Source organism: Spirochaeta isovalerica (genome assembly GCF_014207565.1).
In the GTDB taxonomy this organism is placed as follows: Bacteria; Spirochaetota; Spirochaetia; order DSM-2461; family DSM-2461; genus Spirochaeta_F; species Spirochaeta_F isovalerica.
This window is the reverse complement of the sequence record NZ_JACHGJ010000004.1, coordinates 56,107-77,625: the sequence shown is the minus strand read 5'-3', so window position 1 is coordinate 77,625 and position 21,519 is coordinate 56,107. Positions and strand designations below refer to the sequence as shown.

The window sequence follows — 21,519 nt, the reverse complement described above, 5'->3', positions numbered from 1 at the left end:
AATGAATAAATTACAGCTGATTCTATTTGCATTGCTGATAACGGCCGCCGGCCTTTACGGGCAGAGCGCCGATGAAATCGTCAACCGGGCTGATGAAGCGTTCAAGGGAAACAGAATATACAGCACCAGCACCATGACTGTCTATCTGTCCGATGAGGCTCAGCCTGTGCAGAAGATAGAAGGTTATACAATGGAGAAGGACGGAAAGAGCTATTCCCTCTCCATTTATGTAGAACCGCGCCGCATGAAGGGGACGGCCAATCTGATGATCGAAGACGATCTCTGGGTCCGTTTCAGTTCGACGGGACGGGTCCGAAAATTGAGCAGCTCCGCCAAAAAGAATTCAGCGGGCGGTTCCGATTTCTCCTATGCCGATATGGGAGAGGGAGGATCGGGCCTCGCCGAAAAATACACTTCCCGGCTTATAGGCGAGGAAAAGGTCGAAGGGGATCTCTGCCATGTCATCGAGCTGACCGCTTCCGGTTCCGATGCGCCCTACGAGAAAATGGTGGTTTACATCACAAAAGATACGTACCGCTATATGAAAATCGATTACTACGAAAGCGGCGCCAATATCAAAAGCATGAGTTTCTATGATTACAGGACGGTGAACGGAAAGGATTACCCCTTCGCCTACACCATGTTCAACCATACGAAACCCTCCCGGACCGAGGTGGTGATCGAAGAGTTCGAAGTGGACAGTCCCAAAGTGCAGGACCGCATGTTTACGACCCGCTATCTGGAGACGATCCGATGAAAAAGATATTTGCGATTTCGGTGACAGCTCTGCTGTTTCTTATACCCGCCGCGGCTCAAGCTGAATTCTCAGGGACAGCGGAAATCGGCTTTTCCGCCAATATTACCGACGGCGATTTCGACAGTCTTCTCAACCCCGGCAATATGATGGAGATGAAAGACCTCTCCATGAACACATCGCTCATTGCCCGGTTCGATGCGGGAGATGAGAAAACAACATTCTCCGCCTGGTTCAGTCTGAAGGAGTATCCCATCGGTCAGGCCTTGATGGCAAGTGCGTATAATTCCGATACTTTCCCGGATCCTGACTCCGTGACGCTGGCCGCAACCGGTGAGGTCATAGCTCTGGCAGGCGATACCATTTTCTCTCTCGATATCATGAGGTTTTCCGCCAATGTGGCTTTGGGCGATTCTGTCTCTCTCATTGTAGGAAGACAGAGCATGCTCACCGGCTACGGCTACGGCTGGAACCCCATAGATTTCGCCAATCCGCTTAAGGATCCCTCTGATCCCGACACGGCGCTTCGCGGTGTCGACGCTCTGGCTTTCTCGGCGGATTTCGGTTATATCGCCAATCTGAAAGTCTACGGAATTCTTCCCGATGATCTGCTGGCTTCGGGAATCGATTTCGAAGAGATAAAGGGGGGAGGGGAACTGACTTTCTATCTGCCGGGCTTCGAGGTGAAACTGACAGGATTGTACGATTATGACGCGGCGGAAGGCAGCGATGCCTATGTTCCGTCTCTGGGAGCCGGATTTCTGGCCGATCTGTTCGGTCTGGGATTCTACGGAGAAGCGGCGGTCCGGAAGGGAAGCCGGAACAATTTTGTTGACGGAACCGACCTCAGCAGGAAAACAGAATGGATTTTCTCCGCTCTTGCGGGAGTGGAATACACATTTCCAAGTGAACTGTACGCTGTTGTGGAGTATTTCTACAATGGAGAGGGGTACGATAATGATGAAAGAAACGAAATCGAAGCGGCTATGGCGCTGAGTCCCACAACGGATCTTATGTCTATGTACCGAAGCGGATATTTCGCCCGGCACTACATTATGCTTTCGCTAATGCAGCCACTGTATTCCATCAATACGGATCTGAATCTGACAGCCATTTTCTCCCCTGATTCGGGAGCTCTCATGATTCTTCCATCGGTTTCCTATAATTTTTCAGGGAATTTTTCCGGACGGATTGAATACAGCGGATTGTTCGATCTTTACAATGATGGTTTCTCTGAAGTTTCGGCGCTGCCGGTTAAGCATATCATCAGTACTGTCTTTACATACAGTTATTGAAGCTGATGAATCCGCGGTCTACAATTATTAAGAGGAGAAAAATCATGACAAAACTCGATGAACTGGTTGAACTGCTGAAAAAGGCACCCGATGAGGTCTTTATTCAACCCCACAATGTTCCCGATCCCGATGCCATAGCTTCCTCTTTCGGCCTCAAATATCTTCTGGAAACCCGGGGGGTCCATGCGGAGATTGTCTACGAAAACGAAATTGAAAAGGCCAATTCCTCCAAGATGCTGGAGCTGTTCAATATACAGCTGTCCCTGGCGGAAAATGTCTCAACCCTGGGAGCGGAAGACTGGACGGTACTGGTGGACGGCCAGAAGGGCAATTCCAATATGACCGATCTTGTCACCGACGAAGTGGCGGTCATCGACCATCATGAATGGGGCGGCGACAACGGATACAGGCTGGTCGATGTCCGTCCCGAAGTCGGCGCCTGTTCTACCATCATTACCGAATATTTTATCGAGAATGACATCCCCATACCCAAAGCTGTCGCCACGGCTCTGCTCTACGGGATTTTTATGGATACCGATAATCTGACCAGAGGGGTTTCCGAACTGGATATCAACATGTTCTACAATCTTTATACCCATTCGGATATCGAACTGATTACGGCGCTGAAGGGAAACCAGATCAGCCAGCAGGATCTGAAAGATTACGCCAGAGCCTTTGACAATGTAGAGGTATACGGTGAGATAGGATTTCTCTTTCTCGAGAGCGGGAACGATTCCCTTCTGGGGGCTTCAAGCGATATCGTCGTGACGATCGCGGGAGTCAATGTGGTCGTCGCTTACTCTCCGCGGGAAGGGGGCATCAAATTCTCCACCCGGAGCATTAATAACAATATCAAAGCTAACGGACTTGTCAGGAATATTCTTGAAGGTGTGGGATTCGGCGGAGGGCACGAGAGCATGGCGGGCGGTTTTCTCCCTATGAAAAATCTTGATAAAAACAAAAGCCTCCATACTTTCGTGCGCCACCGCGCCATCAGTTTCGTGGAAAACTCCTACCGCTGATCAGGGCTGCAGATACTCAATAACCTCATCGAGAATCTTTCTGTAGACAGAGGGGCAGGGATATTTGTCCAGTTCGGAGACTTCAATCCATTTGTGTTCGTACGTGTCGTCATCTCCCGGCGTCATATGGGAGAGATCTATTTCCTCCGAAGTGATCAGGCAGGGGGAAAGTGTGTCTTTGTTGTCCGTATAAAAATGATTCCGCTGAGTCAGAAGTTGCGTATTGAGAAAAGACCATTCGCTGTTTATGCGCTTCATCCGTTCGCAGCTGTCCTCTTCCACTGTGGGGAGTAACCACAAATCGTGGAATAGCCCTTTCTTTTTCTTCCTCATGAGGATTTTCCCTTCTGAATGGAATAAAAGAACCGTTTTCTCGCTCATCTTTATCTTTTTAACCTTCTTTGCCGGTATTTCGGCAGTTATTCCTTGTTCCAGCGCTCTGCAGTTTGCCGAAAGCGGGCATTGACCGCATAGAGGTGATCCTGTCGAACAGATCTGTTGGCCAAGCTGCATCATCGCTTCATTGAAATCACCTGGACGATTCACCGGAATTATCTTCTCCAGCTCTTTCAGAACCCTTCCGTCATCGGCTTTTTTCCAGTCTTTCCTGCCTTCCAGCCGTTGGAGAATCCTCCTGACATTGGCATCGAGAACCGGATAGGGCTTACCATAGGCAATGCTGAGAATGGCCCTGGCCGTGTAATCACCGATACCGGGAACCAGTCTCAACCCTTCATAATCAGAGGGGAGCACGCCATTGCACTTTTCCATCAGATATCCGGCCGCTTTATGGATATTCCGGCAGCGGCTGTAATATCCGAGACCCTCCCAGCGGGACATGGCTTCTTCTATCGGCGTTTCGGACAGATCACTGATACCGGGATAGTCCCTGCACCATTTTTCAAAATAAGGGATAACAGTTGATGCAACAGTCTGTTGAAGCATAATCTCGGAGATCCACACCCTGTAGGGCGTTTTCTCCCGGCTCCAGGGGAAATCCCGTTTTTCCCTGTCAAACCATTCCAGAAGGGCTGCAGCGTTCAGTTCTGTTGTCATTTTTTCCCTCTATTTTGTACTTATGTCAATATACTGGAAAAAAAGACAAAAACAAAGAAAAGGCTAACAAAAAAAGCGCCTATCCTTTGTATTGGCCGCAAAAAAACAATAAGATATAGGTATATGAGTCATAAAATCATCATAGTAGAAGGAAGCGAGTTTTACGGCAAACTGCTCAAGCACAGCATCAGTCACTCGCTGGGATTTCAGGTCATCTGGTTCAAGAGTTACAGAGAGGCCGAGGTCGGTCTCCCGACCCATGTCGAAAGCGGTGAAATCATCATGGCCATTCTCGATTACCATCTTCCCGATGCCATGGACGGCGCCATTGTTGATTTATGCCTCTCCCACAATATCCCCTCGCTGGTTATGACTTCGACCTTCTCTCCTGATATTCAGGAGGTCATCTGGTCAAAAAAAGTCATTGATTACGTTATAAAGGAAGGTTCGCATTCCGTCGGCTACATTCTCGGAATGATCAACCGTTTCAACAAAAACAGGGATATAGGCGTTCTGGTCATCGATGATTCCACTGTGAGCCGGAAGCATCTGAAAGGGCTGCTCGATGTTCACCAGTACAAGGTTTATGAGGCTGAAAACGGTCTTGTCGCCCTGGAGATTCTGGAGAAAACACCCGACATAAAGCTCGCCCTTGTCGATTACCAGATGCCGGTTTGCGACGGATTTGAATTCACCACCAAAGCCAGAAAGAATTTTCCCATGGAAAAACTGGCTATAATAGGCATTTCCGCAAAGGGCAGCCATGCCATGCTTATCAAGTTTATCAAGTACGGGGCCAATGACTTTATCACAAAGCCATTTGTCAGCGAACTTCTCTATACCCGTATCAATCAGAATATCAGGCTTATAGAAAACTTCGAGTCTCTCCGGGAAGTGGCGCTTATCGATCACCTGACGGGAATACATAACAGGCGGTATCTTTTCGACACAGGGGAACTTTTATTCAATACGGCCAGGCGCACGGGGAGCTATATTACGGTAGCCATGATCGATATCGATAATTTTAAAATGATAAATGATACATTCGGTCACGATGCGGGGGATTATGTCATAAAAACGCTGGCTAGAATCTTTCAGGGGAGCCTGAGATCCACCGATATCCTCACCCGTTATGGCGGAGAGGAATTCTGTATAATCGGAAATAACATGGATCCCAAAGATGCGATTCTCCTATTCGAATCTGTGAGGACGAAAATAGAGGATTACGACTTCAGTCATGAAGGAAAGAAAATTTCCGTAACGGCCAGTTTCGGTCTGTGCATAGAGAAGAAAAACAGTCTGACCGATATGATCAATGCAGCCGATGCCAAACTGTATGAAGCGAAAGAGAAGGGGAAGAACAGGGTTTGTCTGTAATATATTCCGAGATAAAAGACGTCGACATAGAAGAAATAAGAAAAGAGATAGAAGAAAAAAAAGAGCTTTCCTTTATTTTTCCCTATACGAGCCGTGAAACCGATCTCTTCTGTTCCAAGGTGTTGAAGAACATACTTGAAATTATTAATCAGGATCATCTCCACTCCCATCTGGAATATGTTGTAAACGAGCTGTCCACCAATGCCAGTAAAGCCAACTCCAAGAGAATCTATTTTGAAATGAAAGGGCTGGACATATATAATCCGGACCAGTATGAAGAGGCCATGAAAAATTTCAAGGAAGAAGTTTTTCTTGATTTCAGGCCGATGGAAGAGGAACACATTAAACGAAACATCTTTGTGGCTATCCGTTTTATCATCTCCGATCATTTTTTCACCATCGAAGTTACCAGTCCGACCTCTTTTGTCGAGAAGGAACTGGAAAGAATCGGTGAGCGGATGGATATGGCAAAGAAATTTGAAAATCTGGGAGAAGTTTTCACTTACGGTTTTGACTCGACCGAAGGTGCGGGATTCGGTTTGATCATAGTTCTGCTCATGCTTCGAAAAGTGAACCTCGATCAGAAAGCCATCTCCTTTGAAAACACCGATGGGGGAAGCGTTACCAGACTGAATATCCCACTCAATCTTCTTTCGGTCGACCAGAGTCTGATGATCGCCGATACCATAGCGTCGGAGCTGGATCAGATGCCTCAGTTTCCCGCCAATATTCAGACTTTACAGCGGGAGCTGAGCAATCCCGACTGCAATTTCAGTACTATAGCCGAAGCTGTTAATTCCGATCCCATTCTCTCTGCGGAAATTCTGCGCATAGCCAATTCGCCGGTTTACAGAACCAGGAACGAGATTACCGATGTCGCTTCGGCCGTCCGGGTAATGGGTATGCTGGGTGTCAAATCCATACTTTACAATTACGGAATGACAAAAATAATGCGCCAGCGTTACAAAGAGGAGATTGTCAATGAAATCAGTCAGCACTCCTTTATGGTCGCTCTAATCGGCAGTTTTATAGCCAGACATATGAAGATCGGCAAGATAGCCGAAGATGTCTATATCGCTTCGCTTCTTCATGATTTGGGACGAATCATAGTCGCCGGATTAAACCGAGAGCTGGAAAAACGAATTTCCGATTTATGCCGGGACAAGCATATCCCCATGTCTCTTCTCGACGAGTTGACAGAAGGATACAACCATACGCTAATCGGAGCCCAGGTCGCTGAAAAGTGGGATTTTCCGGAAAAACTCGTAAAGGCCATCAGGTATCATCATCTCCCGCTGGAAGTTGAAGAAGAATACAGAGCTCTTGTTTTTACGGTTTATCTGGCCAATGAGATTTTTCACTATGAGTCGGGAGAAAGAGATTTTGATGATATAAATCACATGGTCCTCTCTTTTTTCAGACTGGAAGATAAGAAAAACTTTTCACTGCTGATTGAAGAGTTGAAAAATGAAGGTCTTCTTATGTAGATTTCAGTTTTAACTGAACTGTAACTTGTCTCAAATCCTCACCGGCCTGACAATGAAATTATGGCTATAACTTTCAGACACTATACGGAGCAGCCGGGATTCACCGGCGATTTTAACAGAGTCCGCGACTTTCTCATAAGGGTTAACCGCCGGGAAATGACCGTAACAGATTTCACCTGGGAAAGGTGGGAGTGGATATTCTCCCTGCCTTATATGGATAAGACGAAACTCTCAACGATCGGAATCTGGGAAGAGAATAATGAAATTGTCGCTCTTGTCACTTATGAAGATGAGCCGGGGCGGGCATATTTTATCATCGATCCCTCATACGATTTTCTCCGCGAGGATATGCTCCGCTATAGCGAAGCCAATTTGCATGAAGGGGGAGAGCTGAAAATTCTCATACAGGACACTGATGAGGAGTTTCAATATCTCGCACTGGAAAGCGGCTACAGAGCCTCTGTTGAGAAAGAGGGGAACTCGGTATTTCCCATCGGCATTTCATCCCTGGCATACACACTTCCCGAAGGTTATTCCGTAACATCTCTTTCCGAAAACCATGATATTTACAAATACAATCGAGTGCTGTGGCGCGGTTTCAATCATGAGGGTGAACCGCCCGAAACAGAGGAACAGATTCAAAGCCGCCGGACAAGTCTTTCCGGACCTCACAACGATCTGGACCTGAAGATCGCCGTGGTGGCTCCCGATGGCAATTTCGCTTCCTATTGCGGCATGTGGTATGAACCGGGGTCCGACTACTGCCTGGTCGAACCGGTCGCCACCGATCCGGATTACAGGCTCAGGGGCTGCGGTAAAGCTGCGGTGCTGGAGGGGATAAAGCGCTGCGCCGCCCTGGGGGCGAAAAAAGCCTATGTGGGCTCGGACCAGCAGTTTTACTATTCAATCGGTTTCTCACCGCTGCCTCAGTACAGCTTCTGGGTCAAAAAACTGTAATTTTCCTTGCTCCTCGTTCCGGTTACCCATCATACTGACTCGTAGGAGCGGAATATGAAAAGAAACATAGACCTGCAGATCGCCGGAGCGGAAAACATTTCATTTGAAGAAAGCGCAATTGCCGTCTGGGGGCTGCCGACCTCAGCCGGCGGAGGAACGGGACGTCTGGGGGCGGAAAAAGGGCCGGAACAAATCCGGATCGCCTCCCATACCTGGAACACTCTCAGAACATCGGCCGGCTATCAGTTCGATCATTCCGGAAAAATCTGTGATCTGGGAGATATTCCTCTCGACGGATTAAGCGGAGCGGAATTGATAGCAGAAATAGCCGGGAAATGTCCCGCTGATTCATGGGATCGCTTTCTGCTCACTCTGGGAGGGGATCATTCGATCACCTATCCCCTTATCAAAGCCATCGTGTCAAAGTGCGGCCGCCCGCCCGGACTTATCTATTTCGACGCCCACCCCGATACGGTCGATCAGGTCGACGGCAATCCTTATTCCCATGCGGCGGTTCTCAGAAGGCTGGTCGATGAAAACCTTATTGATCAGGAGAGGACATTACTTATCGGAATCCGTGTTCCCGAAGCCGAGGAAGTCGATTATATACAAGATAAAAAACTTAAAGTGATCTCCCCGGACGATATTCTGGAAAAAGGAATCGGCTTTGTCCGGAGTGAAATGGAAAAACTCATTGACGGAAATCCCCTGTATATGTCCCTGGATCTCGATGTCATGAACGGCTGTGAGGTTCCCGGTGTCGAGAACCCCGAACCGGGTGGTTTGAGCAGCCGGGAACTCCTGTATCTGGTCAACCGAATAGCCCCCCATCTCTCTTCGTGCGATATTGTCGAACTCTCGGGCGAAACCGATCCGGCAGGAATTACGGCCAAAACGGCCGCCAGACTCGCCATTGATATTATGGGAGGCGTTCTTAATCAATCATCCAAGGGGAAATAAAAAGGAAGAGAAAGTATGTGACTCTCCGTGATTGGAGCTTTTTGCTTTTCTTTTTGCAAATCTCATATATATAATTACCAGATGTTCCGATTGATCTTTGTAGATGATGAAGCCATAATACGCAACGGCATTTCCCAATGCGTCTCCTGGGGTGCGAACGGATTCGATCTGGCCGGTATGTTCGAAAACGGACGGGAAGCCCTGAATTACATTCATGATAACCCTGTCGATGTTGTCATTACCGATATCAATATGCCCAAGATGGATGGTTTGACTCTCAGCAAAGTGCTTTCCGAGCAATATCCTTCCATAACGGTCCTTCTCCTGACCGGTTATGATGATTTCGAATATGCCAGACAAGCCGTTCAGAGCCAGGTTCGGGAATTCCTTCTCAAGCCCATTACAGCTGAAGAACTTAGTCATGTGCTCGGGACTGTCCGGGAGGAGCTTGAAGCCAGAAGGGAAAAGGAGATTCGCCAGGAGGAGATGCGTGAAAAGCTGAAAAGGAGTTTTCCTCTCCTCAAGGAGCGGTTTTTCAACAGGCTTATTTCGGGCCGGCTATCCGGCGATGACTTAGCGAAACGCCGGGAGTATTTTCAGTGGAACGATCTGGGAGCATTTTACAAGGTTTCGCTAATTTCCGTACCTGAAAGCTGGGATGAGCTCGAGAGGCTCACTCTTCAGGAGCAGATAAAAGCCCTGACTGAGGAAGCGGACGAAGTCTTTTTCAATCTCAATGAGAATATAGTAATTATCTTTCAGGGAATCAGTGACACGGAGCTCCAACAGCGGACCCGAACGGTTCTGGAGAAGATTTTCCAGTATACGGGAGGACGGGAAAAGGAGCAGATTTATGCGGGATGCGGTGAACTGGTCAATTCCGTTGAATGGCTCCCCGAATCGCACCGCGGAGCCATGGGCGCTGTGGAGTACTCCAGAATACTGGGCCTGACCCGAATCGTATTTATCGAAGATGTGCGCGATTCCCGGCAGATTACGCCGGAGCTTTTTTATGCGAAACTCGATATTCTTCTGGAAGCACTTAAAGAGGGAAGAAAAGAGGACTCCCTGAAAGCTCTTGATACTATTTTCTCATTTATCGAAGAGCAGTACCTTTCCCGGGACGATGTTTTTTCCTACTACACAAGAATTCATATGGTCATATACAATTTTCTCAAGGAGATGGGGCTTCTCTCTCCCGATGATGATACATTCCCTCACAAGCCCGGTTATTATCCCACCCTCAAGTCGGCACGCGATGCCTTTGCTTCCATGATAAATGATATCGAGAGCAAAATCGAAAGACGGCGGAATGATGCCATCCTTTCCAGAATGGACAAGGCCCGGGATATCATCGCCGCACGTTACAGCGACAGCCGTTTCTCTCTGCAGGATATGTGTAACGAGCTGTATCTTTCCACAAGCCAGTTCAGTTTTCTCTTCAAAGAGGGAACGGGACAGACTTTTGTGGAATATCTGACGTCCTATCGCGTTGAGGAAGCGAAGAAGCTGCTTAAGAGTACTGATCTGAAAGCCTATGAAATAGCAGAGAAAGTAGGATACCAGGATGCGAGGTACTTCTCTCTTATCTTCCGCAAGCAGACCGGTCTGACGGCTATGGAATACCGGAGGAAACTGGAATCATGAAGATCAATTTCGTTCCGGGAACTCTGGAAGCCCGCATCTACACCATTTTTACCATTATGGTATTTGCCGCCATTTTTATTATGCAGATGGTTTTTTTCCGTTTTACCATGGATACGGTCCGCTCTTCCACTCTCGAGAATAACCACACGCTTCTCCGGCAGCTTGTCGTTCAGATCGATTCCTATATCAGCAGTGTCGAGAGGATTACCCGCTCAATATCGGGAGACCGAGATATTCAGAACTTTCTCGAGAATGACGGATTTGTCGACCCGGGAGAGACTGAGCAGATCAGGAAGAGCTTGAACAACTATATAAAAGCCCGCGAGGATATTTCCGATATCCTCATTGTCTATCACGACGGAACCGTACTCTCCGGAGAACTCGAGGCGGAGGTCAATCCCTGGGTTTCCGTCCTTGATATGGACTGGTTCCGGGGGGCTCTGGAGAGGAACGGGCAGACCTACGTTTCTTCCTCTTATGTTCAGAATATCATGGCCGGACGGTATACCTGGGTCGTTTCGCTCAGCAGGGAGATCATTTCCGAGTGGACCGGCGAATCGCTGGGCGTGCTGCTCGTGGATTTGAAATTCAACAGGATCGAAGAGCTCTGCCGGTCTCTGGTCGTGGGGGCCAAAGGATATGACTTCATTCTTGACCGCGACGGGAATTATGTTTTCCATCCCACTCAGCAGCTTGTCTACAGCAACCTTCGGACAGAGCCCGTCGGAGAAATCCTGGCTCTTCTGGGCAGCCATCAGGGGCGGGCCTTCAAAGAGGGCGACCGATATTTCATGGTTGAAACTTCGGGATTGACGGACTGGCATATCGTCGGAGTATCCCACGACAGCGATATGATCACCGACTGGAAATACGTTCAGATCACATACGGTTTTATAGGGCTTATACTATTTCTCGTAGTGGGACTGGCGACAAACCGCATCTCCTCGGGTATTACCAAACCCATGCATCGCCTGCAGGATATAATGAAGACCGTGGAAAAAGGAGAGTTTCATCTGGTCGGGGAAATTAAAGCCACCGAAGAGATCCGGGAGCTGGCGAGGGATTACGATATTATGGTCGGCCGCATAAGGGAGCTTGTCGCCGCCAATACGAGGGAACAGGAACTGAAGCGTAAGAGCGACCTCAAGGCTCTGCAGGCCCAGATAAATCCTCATTTTCTCTACAACACTCTGGATTCCATTATCTGGATGGGGGAGATGGGGCAGAACCGGGAAGTCGTTAAAATGACTTCGGCTCTTTCCAAGCTCTTTCGCATAAGCATCAGCAAAGGACAGGAGATCATTACCATTCGCGACGAGGTCGCCCATGTTCAGTCTTATCTCACCATTCAGGGAATGAGGTATCAGGATAAATTTACCTATCTTATCGATATCGATCCGGAACTTCACGACTATCCCATTCTGAAAATTACCCTGCAGCCCCTTGTGGAGAATGCCATCTATCACGGTATTAAAGAATCGGAAGGGAAGGGCTTTATCCATATCAGCGGATACGCCCGGGATGAAAATATCATTATAACAGTGAAGGACAACGGGGCGGGGATGACCCCCATGGAGCTGGAGGATTTGATCAGCGGTATTGAAACGGCACCGGAAAACCGGCCCAAGCTCTCCCGGCAGGGAATGGGGTTGAGAAATGTCCATCAGAGGATCAGACTCTATTTCGGTCCTCAGTACGGCCTGTCCTGTGAGAGTTCTCTTTCCTCGGGAACGATCATGACGATCCGACTTCCTTTGAAGGAATGGGAGGCTTGATGTGAAAAACTGGTATCTGCTGCTGATCAGTCTTATGGCCGCATTGGCTCTGTTTCTGATTCTCTCTCTCTTCTACGGAAGGAACACTCAGAAAAGCCTCGAACTGGACAGCCCGATCCGTATAATTCTCAAATCCCTCGATGGGGAACCAATGGATTTCTGGGATGTGGTAAACCGGGGAATCGATGAGGCGGCCCGGGAATTCGGCGTCCAGGTTGTCGTGACAGGACCTCGTTTTGAAAAGGAAATCAACGACCAGATCGATATTATCAACAGGGCCATAGAATTGTCCCCGCCTATGCTTATCGTAGCCGCAACAGATTTTAAAAAACTTGTAGAACCGATAAAGCGGGCCAATAAGCTGGATATCCCCGTCATTACCGTCGATTCGGGCGTCGATTCGGATATTCCCGTTTCATTTATCGCCACAGATAATATAGAGGCGGGAAAAAAAGCCGGAGAGGAAATGAAAAGGCTCATGGAAGGCAATCCCCGGAAAGAACTGGCTATCGTCAGTCATATCCGGGAGACGGCCACAGCTATTGACCGTGAGGCGGGAGTCCGGGCCGCTCTGGAAGGGATGAACATAATCGGGACCTGGTTCTGCGATGTTGAACAGGAAAAAGCCTATAAAATTTCCCTGGAACTGTTAAAGAACGAGAATCTCGGAGGAATCGTCGCGCTCAACGAGGTTTCCACTCTCGGCGTAACTAAAGCCATAGAGGAATTGGGGCTCAGCGATAAGGTTATAGCCGTCGGTTTTGACAATGCCATTCAGGAGCTTTCCTATCTTGAGTCGGGCATTTTAAAAGCCACAGTGGTTCAAAGACCCTATAATATGGGATATCTTGCTGTAAAAACAGCTGTTCAGTACCTTTCCGGAGAGTCCACAACGCCTTTTGTCGATACGGGCTCGATTCTCATAACCAGAGACAATATGTTCCGACGGGAGTACCAGGAACTGCTCTTTCCCTTCGGCCAGTAGAAAATATTCCGTAAAATATTCAACATTCTCCGCAATATCCTCGATTACGCCATAGAAAATCCCGTGGGATAATTTTCTTGTCATCTTTAACAGGAGTTTAAGTTTGAAAGAAGAAATCCTTACAATGAGGAATATCGACAAGCGTTTTACGGGGGTTCACGCTCTCAAGGAAGTCAACTTCGATCTGTTTCCCGGAGAGATACACGCCCTGGTCGGTGAGAACGGAGCCGGAAAATCGACTCTGATGAAAGCTCTCACCGGTATTTTCCCGAAAGATTCCGGGGAGATCCGGCTGGATGGAAAGATATTCAATCCCACCAGTCCCAAGCACGCTCTGAAAAAAGGTATCGGTATCATCCATCAGGAATTGAACATGATGGAACACCTCACAGTGGCCCAGAATATTTTTATCGGCAGGGAATCGGTCGGTAGATCAGGCATCCTTCTCGATGATAAAGCTCTGAACAGAAGAACCGCCGAGCTGCTGGACAGGCTGAATATGGATATCGATCCCACGGCCAAACTGGGGCGGCTCACCGTAGGTAAACAGCAGATGGTGGAGATCGCCAAAGCCGTTTCCCACGATCTGAAAATTCTGATTCTCGACGAGCCCACGGCGGCCCTGACCGAAACGGAAATCAATGAGCTTTTCAACATTATGAGAGATCTGGCTTCGAAAGGCGTCGCCATGATCTATATCTCCCACAGAATGGATGAAATCAACAGAATAACCAATCGCGTTACGGTTATGCGTGACGGCGAATATGTGGGAACCGGTCTGACCAAAGATCTGACCAAAGAAGAGATCATCAATATGATGGTCGGTCGTGTCATCTATGAGAAGCCCAAGACAGCCAACAATGTTCCCGCCGACGCGGAAACCGTGCTTAAAGTGGAACACCTCAATGCGGGGAAAATGGTAAATGATGTAAGTTTTTCCCTCAAAAAAGGTGAGATCCTGGGGTTTGCCGGACTGATGGGAGCCGGAAGAACGGAAACCGCCCGTGCCCTTTTCGGAGCGGACAGGATCGAAAGCGGCCATATCGAGATTCACGGGCAGACCGTGAAAATCCACGGACCTATGGATGCTGTTTCCCATGGCATCGGTTACCTCTCTGAAGACCGTAAGCGTTACGGGTTGGCCGTCAATCTGAGCGTAAAGGAAAATGCCGTTCTGGCTTCCTATGACGATTTTCAGGCGGGCATGATGATAGACAGAAGCAAAATCGATGATGTCACAAGAGATTATGTAGATAAACTTAAAGTCAAAACGCCCACGCTGGAACAGCTTCTGAAGAACCTCTCAGGGGGTAATCAGCAGAAAGTGGTCATTGCCAAATGGTTGATCAAAGACAGCGACATCCTCATTTTTGATGAACCGACCAGGGGTATCGATGTAGGAGCCAAAAGCGAAATCTACACGCTGATGAATGAACTGGTTAAAGAGGGGAAATCAATCATCATGATCTCATCGGAACTGCCGGAGATCCTCCGCATGAGCGACAGGGTTCTGGTCATGTGCGAAGGAAGGATAACCGGAGAGCTGGATATCAGCGAAGCCAGCCAGGAAACGATCATGAAATACGCAACAATGCGGAATCAGGAGAATTGATAAATGAGTTATAGCAACGACAACAAGACTTTATTTGAGAATTTCAGAGACATCGGCCTGCAGAAATTTCTGGCCCCTGCCGCTCTGGTCATTCTCTATATATTTTTCGGACTTTTCGGACGGAATTTCTTTTCCTACTCCACGCTGATTAATATTCTCGATTCATCCTACTACATCGGATTTATCGCGATCGGCGTAACTTTTGTCATCATAACCGGAGGAATCGACCTCTCTGTCGGTACGGTTATGATGTGCGCCGCCATCATCGGCGGAACGGCATACAAGTCATGGGGCTGGCCGATGTGGCTCTCTCTCATTCTTATTCTGATTATTGCCACGGCATTCGGTTTTTTCAACGGCATTATGGTTTCCCGCCTCAATCTGCCGCCTTTTATCGCCACTTTGGGAACCATGATGATTTCCATGGGCGTGGGGTCTATCGTCTCCAATGTCCGGAGCGCCACATTCCCCACCAGATCAAACGCTGACGGATGGTTTAAAAGCATTTTCAAACATATCAACGAAGACGGAGCCTCTTTCCCGACCGGAGCGCTGGTTCTCCTCGTCGTAACCCTTCTGGCATGGCTGATTCTTACGAGAACAAAAATGGGGCGCTATATTTTCGCCATAGGCAGCAACAAAGAAGCCGCCAGACTCTCGGGGGTCAATGTGCGCAAATGGGAAATGATGGCCTATGTTGTCAGCGGATTTCTCGCCGGTATCGGCGGCATAGCCTTCGCCGCGGTTTACACAACGGTTATGCCCGCACAGGGGCAGGGATTTGAATTATATGCCATCGCCGGAGCAGTCATCGGAGGAACCTCTCTTTCCGGTGGTGTCGGTTCGGTATTCGGTACATTGATCGGTGTTTATATCATGAGCGTTCTGCGAACCGGTCTGCCTTCCATGGATCTTCAGGCCCACTACCAGACTTTCTTTACGGGAGTCGTGGTTATCGGCGCGGTACTCCTCGATATCTACAGGAACAAAAAAGCATCCCAGGTGAAAATTCCCGCTAAATCCGATCTCTACAGGAGTGAGATGACCGAGAAGATAAAATCCTTGAAAAACTCTCTTCAAGGTGCCGATTCCCCTGAGTCCGAGAGCATCAAAGCGGAAATCGCAGCGGCCAGGAAAGAAATGAATGAGGTTTACAAGAAGCTGAAAGAGGAAGAAAAAAAACTGAAACAAGGTCTTGCCGAAGATTGATCGGCAACTGAATGAATATGTGAATAATCCGGAACGTACGTTCCGGGTAAATAATAGGAGGATTTTTGATGAAATCTTTGAGAAATGTAAGTGTATTGGTTCTGGCTCTGGTTATGATGGCTGTAGCTCTGCCGGTTTTCGCCGGTGGTCAGCAGGGCGGCGCAGGAGACACTCCCTACATCGCCGTTGTATCTAAAGGAGAGCAGCACGACTTCTGGCAGCAGGTAAAGAAAGGCGCCAACGCGGCAGCCGATCAGTATGGTGTTGATATCACATTTGAAGGGCCCGCTTCGGAAAGCGATGTTCAGGATCAGGTCGAAATGCTCAACAACGCTATGGCTAAGAATCCCGTGGCGATTGCTCTGGCGGCACTCGATACAAACTCCGTAATGGATCAGCTTTCCCAGACTCTGAGCAAAGGCATTCCCGTTATCGGTTTCGACTCCGGTGTTCCCAACGCTCCCAAAGGTTCCATCTATGCGAATGCTTCTACAGACAACTACAACGCGGCCGGTCTCGCCGCTGAAAAAATGTTCAGTGTTATCAAATCGGACATCGAAGCCGCTACAGCAGCCAATCCTGTAAAAATCGTTGTTATGAACCAGGACGCCGCCGGGGAATCTCTCCTCAGCCGCGGTAGAGGATTCAGAGACACAATGGTTAAACTAATTGCTGAAAAATCTTCTCTTTCCATGAATGACATCAAAGTGATGGGTAACCCCGCTTATGTAGACAGCAGCAACCCCACAGGCGGCAACAAAGTCATGATCGAAATGGTCGTTCCCGCTTCCGCTTCCGCCACCGACTCTGCCGCAGCGGCAACAGCCGTTCTCAACAAAGTCGCTGATGATAGCGTTCTCGGTATCTTCTGTTCCAACGAAGCAACGGTAAAAGGTCTTCTCGCCGCAACGAACGACGGTGCCGATCTTCCTGCTAAATATGCCGGACTGGTTGTAATCGGTTTCGATGCCGGTGAAGGACAGAAAAACGCTGTAAGAAACCAGTATTTCCTCGGTTCCATCACTCAGGACCCCTACCAGATCGGTTTCAAAGCTGTCGAGCTTGCTTTCAAAGCCTACAAAGGCGAACCCGTTATGGATGTCGACACCGGTGCGAAATTCTATGACAAAACCAATATGGACAACGATGATATCAAAGGACTCCTTTACGATTGATATCTGATTAAGATCTGATAAAAAAGGCTGCCCCGGTGTTGGGGGCAGCCTTTCCTTTTTTAAGGGATAAATTAAGCTTCCAGAATCATTTTTATGACATTGCCGGGATTCTCAGCCCACCTCTTGAAAGCCGCATCGGCTTCCTGTAGGGGGTATCTGTGGGTAATAATCTTTTCAACGGGAACGGAACCGCTTTTAAGAGTTTCAATGACAGCTGAAAAATCCTCCGGAGCCGCATTTCTCGATCCCCGGATATCCAGTTCCTTAGCAACGAAATACTTGGTTGTAAAGGGAACATCCTCTTTGGCATAACCGATATACACGACCCTTCCTGTAAAAGCGACAATATCGATAGCCGCCCGATAGGTGGCAGGTAACCCGATAGCTTCGATTACCACATCGGCGCCCTCTCCTCCGGTGAGTTTCGCCACTTCCGCTTCCAGTTCAAGTTTCGATGTGTTAATCACATGAGCGGCTCCGCATATCCTGGCTGTTTCCAGCTTATCATCGTCGAGATCGACCGCTATGACTTCAGCGCCTCGAGCCGCCGCACCGATGACGGCTCCCAGGCCGATCATCCCCGTACCCATAACCACGACTTTGTCCCCCGATGTTATTTCGCCTCTTCGCGAAGCGTGAAATCCCACGCTCAAAGGCTCTACGCATACTGCATCATCGAGACTCAGTCCCGGGAGGGGGTACACTTTTTCTGTCATGATGGTCATGTACTCGAATGCCGCTCCGTCTCTCTGATTTCCCAGTGTTTCATTGAACTGGCAGGCATAGGCTCTTCCTCTCCGGCAGGAAGGGCATGTCCCGCAATTGGTATAGGGATTGACGGTGACGACTGTTCCGGCAGGATATTTCATGCCGCTGATTGTCGCTTCCTCCATCAGTTCCCCGCCGATTTCATGGCCGAAAATAATCGGATACTGCACAATGGGATTCTGTCCCCTGTAGCTTCTCAGATCGGTACCGCAAAGTCCGATCCGCTTTATCCGGATTTGTGCTTCTCCCGGCTTCTTCGCCGGAACATCCATTTCTCTAAGCGATATCTTATAGGGCTCGTCGATTTTTACAACTTTCATTTTCTCTATACTCCGTAAAATTCCGCGGCATTACCGCTGTATATGCCTTCTCTTTCCGATTCCGATAATTCAGACAGAAAGGAATCCAGGGTTTTAAACCACTTTTCGTAACCTCCTGCCACCAGGCAGACCGGCCAGTCGCTTCCGAACATCAGCCGGCGGGGGCTGAACAGTTCCAGCATCCTCTCTATATAGGGCTTCAAATCTTCAGGGGACCATTTCGTCCAATCTGCTTCAGTGACCAGGCCCGACAGTTTGCAGCTGACATTGGGGAAAGAGGCCAGTTCTCCCATATAACGAGCCCAATAATCGAATGAGCGGTTTTTTATATCCGGCTTGGCTATATGGTCGATGACAAAGGGCTGATTTCCGTGTTTTTTAACAAAAGCCACCGTTTCGGGAAGTTGTTTTTCCTTTACGAGAATGTCATAGGTCAGGTTGAAATCCTTCAAAGCGGAAACCCCATTGTTAAAATCATTTCTTAGCATGAAATCCCGATCCGGTTCGTCCTGAATCACATGGCGCACACCGGTCAGCCCGCCCCTGTTTTTCATACGGTCCAGATGGTCCCGGATTACGGGGCTGCGCAAAGGAACCCATCCCACGACACCGGCAATTGTATTATCCGATTCCGAAAGGGATAAAAGCCATTCGGTCTCTTCGAGACTCTGGCGAGCCTGTACGACGATGGATTTCACTTCTGAGGCAAAAGCGGTCTCTTTTCTGAAATCCTCCATGGAAAAGTTGTTTCTCAGAACAGACATGGATTCGTCTATCCAGCCGAATTCCCTGTTGTTATACTGCCAGAGATGGTGGTGGGCATCGATTATCTTTTTCACAGGAAATCCTCCGGCGCAATTTTTATCAGATCGGCCTTTTTCATTTCTCTCCAGAATTCCGCAGGGGCCGAGCGGCTGATCGAAGCAAGGTTCTGGTCTACCCGTTCGGGATTAGTCGTGTTCAGTGAAATCCCGTCGATTCCGGGAAGCATCAGACCGAATTCGATTGAGGCATCAACGGGTTTTACATCATAGCCCTGGCATATTTTGAAAAAGCGGTCCCGCCATTCATAGAGACGGGGTTCTTCTTCCCGGCTCACTTCCCTGTAATCGAAGTATGATGAGCCTGCAAGGAAACCCGAATGGAAAACAGCGGAATTGACTATGGCTACGCCTTCTTTTGATAATTCATCAATAAGATCGACAAGTTCCGAAGGGTGGGAGTAAATGGTAAAGCTATTGGCAAACATGACCCAGTCGAAATCGATTTCCGCGGCAAGACTTCTGATAACCTTCCAGTTCTTTGAACCTATGCCTATGGCTTTTACCTCTCCGGCTTTCTTCAGCTCCGAAAGGGTCTGATATGCCTGAATAATATCTTCGTGACGTTTTGCTTTCTCCGCCTCCGTTGATGCTCCATCGAGGTATTCATCGGGGTCGTGAACCGATACCAGATCGGCTTTGTAAGGGGCTCCGAGAAGTTCATTGCCCTGTTTCCAGCAATCATGGATCCCTGTTTTCCCTATGGATTGTTCCGCATCGTATTGCAGAGATTTCCATACTCCCGGTTCGAATGTCGGTTCATCTCCCGTCAGGGGAATCCGGGTCCACCCCAGTTTGTTGCTGATCATCACATCCTGCGGCGGGACGGAAAGATTCCGTAGAGCTTTTCCTATTTCCTCGAGTGCCAGTCCCGCACCGTATTTTCCTGCGGAATCTATACAGACAGGTTTCTCCGAACAACTTATCCAATGGGAAACAAGCTCTTTTTTTGTCTCTCCCGGTAGAACCTGGTAAAGGTTGCCCAGGGAACTGGAACCGTGGATCAACCGCGGTAAAGTAATCTTTTTGTTTTTCATGATAAAAGTATAAAATCACTATACTGATCAAACAATGCGCTAAATGCGAATATAATATACCATAATGCGCAAATTTTCGATGAGTTATGATATAATCGCCTTATGAAACAAATCGCATTGGTAATGGGTTTATCCGATTACTACGACCACCGCGTGGCCAGAGGTATCGTCCGCTATGCAAAAGAGAAGGGAGACTGGAAGCTCTTCGGGCAGGGGTGGATGTTTTCTCCCCTTAAACAGTTGAAGGACTGGAAAGGGGACGGACTGATTATCAGAAGGGAGTATGCCGAATCTCTCGAACCACTTGCCGGTTTCAGCGGTTCTATTGTGGATATTGCCAATGCCTATAGTTCGCCTGATGTACAGAGCGTCTGTAATGATGATTATCTGACGGGGGAGAGGGCCGCCCGCTTCTTTCTGGAAAAGGGGTTTTCCTCATTTGCTTTCTGCGGAGCGGCAGGGACAAAGTGGTCTGAGCTCAGATACAAAGGCTTTTGCGATAGAATCGGTGTAGAAGGCATTCCTGTGTTCAACCGCCCTCTTTCCTGGTGGCTCGAAGAACCGTACAGCATTGAACTGGCCCTGTTTCTCGCGTCGCTTCCCAAACCTGCGGGGGTCTTGGCCTGTAACGATAAAACGGCTTTGAGGGTGAGCGCCGTCTGTCAGGCCGAAGATATTAGAGTTCCCGACCGCATCTCCATTCTGGGAGTCGATAATGAGGATATTCCCTGCGAACTCTCCGATCCTCCTCTCTCATCGGTTTTGCTTCAACTTGAGCGCATAGGTTACAGCGCAGCCGAAAAACTCGACAGAATGATGGAAGGGAATGAGACAGCGGGTGAGCCTGTGCTGATTCCTCCGGCTCATATCATTGAGCGCAATTCCACGGCTCTTCTGGGAATCGAGGACGAACTGATTTCCCGGGCTTACAGGATTCTCCAGTCGGACAGGGGCCACCAGAACGATGTTAACTCATTGGCAAGCACCCTGTCTGTGAGCAGAAGAACTCTGGAATATCATTTCAGAAGAGAAACAGGGAAGTCAGTCCATGAGGCAATCATCGATCAGAGAATACGTATTGCCACAGGACTGCTGCACGGTTCGGACAGAAAGTTGGAGGATATCGCTGGCGAAGCGGGTTTCGGCTCGCTTCAGGCTTTTTTCCGGCATTTCAGAGAACATTCGGGAACAACACCTAACCGGTTCAGAAAACAGCTGAAAGAGATATACGGAAGCGACTATTTATGATCCGGTTCTTGACT

At 48.6% G+C, this 21,519-nt stretch carries 18 protein-coding genes; 14 read left to right on the top strand and 4 right to left on the bottom strand.

The annotated features are described in order from the left end of the window. Window position 1 precedes the first annotated feature (1 nt). From HNR50_RS11760 to HNR50_RS11750, 3 genes are read left to right on the top strand one after another with little or no spacing between them, the layout of a single operon-like run. A complete protein-coding gene (locus tag HNR50_RS11760; RefSeq protein WP_184746970.1) occupies window positions 2-757 on the top strand; it encodes an outer membrane lipoprotein-sorting protein in 756 nt (251 codons plus the stop codon). Further along, entirely contained in the window at window positions 754-2,049 is a 1,296-nt protein-coding gene (locus HNR50_RS11755) for a hypothetical protein (RefSeq protein ID WP_184746969.1), read from the top strand. Before HNR50_RS11760 ends, HNR50_RS11755 begins: the two co-directional genes overlap by 4 nt. A 44-nt stretch (window positions 2,050-2,093) precedes the next feature. After that, window positions 2,094-3,071 carry a DHH family phosphoesterase gene (locus HNR50_RS11750; protein ID WP_184746968.1) on the top strand — a complete coding sequence of 326 codons (978 nt, stop codon included), beginning with the start codon at window positions 2,094-2,096 and terminating at the stop codon, window positions 3,069-3,071. On the opposite strand, the gene HNR50_RS11745 is transcribed toward HNR50_RS11750, so the two are convergent. Next, a complete protein-coding gene (locus HNR50_RS11745; RefSeq protein WP_184746967.1) occupies window positions 3,072-4,127 on the bottom strand; it encodes an A/G-specific adenine glycosylase in 1,056 nt (351 codons plus the stop codon). A gap of 123 nt (window positions 4,128-4,250) precedes the next feature. On the opposite strand from HNR50_RS11745, the gene HNR50_RS11740 reads away from it, so the two are divergent. The 10 genes from HNR50_RS11740 (at window position 4,251) to HNR50_RS11695 (ending at window position 17,311) form a co-directional block, all read left to right on the top strand. After that, window positions 4,251-5,504 carry a GGDEF domain-containing response regulator gene (locus tag HNR50_RS11740; protein ID WP_184746966.1) on the top strand — a complete coding sequence of 418 codons (1,254 nt, stop codon included), beginning with the start codon at window positions 4,251-4,253 and terminating at the stop codon, window positions 5,502-5,504. Next, window positions 5,495-6,991: an HDOD domain-containing protein gene (locus HNR50_RS11735; protein WP_184746965.1), complete on the top strand. Its 1,497-nt coding sequence runs from the start codon at window positions 5,495-5,497 to the stop codon at window positions 6,989-6,991. The genes HNR50_RS11740 and HNR50_RS11735 overlap by 10 nt, the downstream gene beginning before the upstream one ends. 60 nt (window positions 6,992-7,051) lie before the next feature. Continuing rightward, complete coding sequence (locus HNR50_RS11730; RefSeq protein WP_184746964.1) at window positions 7,052-7,948, top strand: GNAT family N-acetyltransferase; 897 nt, start codon at window positions 7,052-7,054, stop codon at window positions 7,946-7,948. 54 nt (window positions 7,949-8,002) lie between these two features. After that, complete coding sequence (locus HNR50_RS11725) at window positions 8,003-8,908, top strand: arginase family protein (protein WP_184746963.1); 906 nt, start codon at window positions 8,003-8,005, stop codon at window positions 8,906-8,908. 81 nt (window positions 8,909-8,989) lie between these two features. Next, complete coding sequence (locus HNR50_RS11720; protein WP_184746962.1) at window positions 8,990-10,555, top strand: response regulator; 1,566 nt, start codon at window positions 8,990-8,992, stop codon at window positions 10,553-10,555. After that, the gene (locus tag HNR50_RS11715) at window positions 10,552-12,330 is read left to right on the top strand and encodes a cache domain-containing sensor histidine kinase (protein WP_184746961.1); all 1,779 of its coding nucleotides are present in this window, start codon (window positions 10,552-10,554) and stop codon (window positions 12,328-12,330) included. Before HNR50_RS11720 ends, HNR50_RS11715 begins: the two co-directional genes overlap by 4 nt. 1 nt (window position 12,331) lies before the next feature. After that, the gene (locus HNR50_RS11710; RefSeq protein WP_184746960.1) at window positions 12,332-13,315 is read left to right on the top strand and encodes a substrate-binding domain-containing protein; all 984 of its coding nucleotides are present in this window, start codon (window positions 12,332-12,334) and stop codon (window positions 13,313-13,315) included. Window positions 13,316-13,418: 103 nt separating this feature from the next. Further along, window positions 13,419-14,927: a sugar ABC transporter ATP-binding protein gene (locus HNR50_RS11705; RefSeq protein ID WP_184746959.1), complete on the top strand. Its 1,509-nt coding sequence runs from the start codon at window positions 13,419-13,421 to the stop codon at window positions 14,925-14,927. 3 nt (window positions 14,928-14,930) lie between these two features. After that, a complete protein-coding gene (locus tag HNR50_RS11700; protein WP_184746958.1) occupies window positions 14,931-16,136 on the top strand; it encodes an ABC transporter permease in 1,206 nt (401 codons plus the stop codon). Window positions 16,137-16,204: 68 nt separating this feature from the next. Next, window positions 16,205-17,311, top strand: coding sequence for an ABC transporter substrate-binding protein (locus tag HNR50_RS11695; protein WP_246434000.1), 1,107 nt, complete (start codon window positions 16,205-16,207; stop codon window positions 17,309-17,311). Window positions 17,312-17,382: 71 nt separating this feature from the next. On the opposite strand, the gene HNR50_RS11690 is transcribed toward HNR50_RS11695, so the two are convergent. From HNR50_RS11690 to HNR50_RS11680, 3 genes are read right to left on the bottom strand one after another with little or no spacing between them, the layout of a single operon-like run. Further along, entirely contained in the window at window positions 17,383-18,399 is a 1,017-nt protein-coding gene (locus HNR50_RS11690) for a zinc-binding alcohol dehydrogenase family protein (protein ID WP_184746957.1), read from the bottom strand. Window positions 18,400-18,404: 5 nt separating this feature from the next. Beyond that, window positions 18,405-19,238, bottom strand: coding sequence for an amidohydrolase family protein (locus tag HNR50_RS11685; protein WP_221439864.1), 834 nt, complete (start codon window positions 19,236-19,238; stop codon window positions 18,405-18,407). Beyond that, window positions 19,235-20,257 carry an aldo/keto reductase gene (locus HNR50_RS11680; protein ID WP_184746956.1) on the bottom strand — a complete coding sequence of 341 codons (1,023 nt, stop codon included), beginning with the start codon at window positions 20,255-20,257 and terminating at the stop codon, window positions 19,235-19,237. The genes HNR50_RS11685 and HNR50_RS11680 overlap by 4 nt, the downstream gene beginning before the upstream one ends. 102 nt (window positions 20,258-20,359) lie before the next feature. Between HNR50_RS11680 and HNR50_RS11675 the strand changes: the two genes are divergently transcribed. Continuing rightward, a complete protein-coding gene (locus HNR50_RS11675) occupies window positions 20,360-21,505 on the top strand; it encodes a DNA-binding transcriptional regulator (RefSeq protein WP_184746955.1) in 1,146 nt (381 codons plus the stop codon). The last annotated feature ends 14 nt before the right edge of the window (window positions 21,506-21,519 follow it).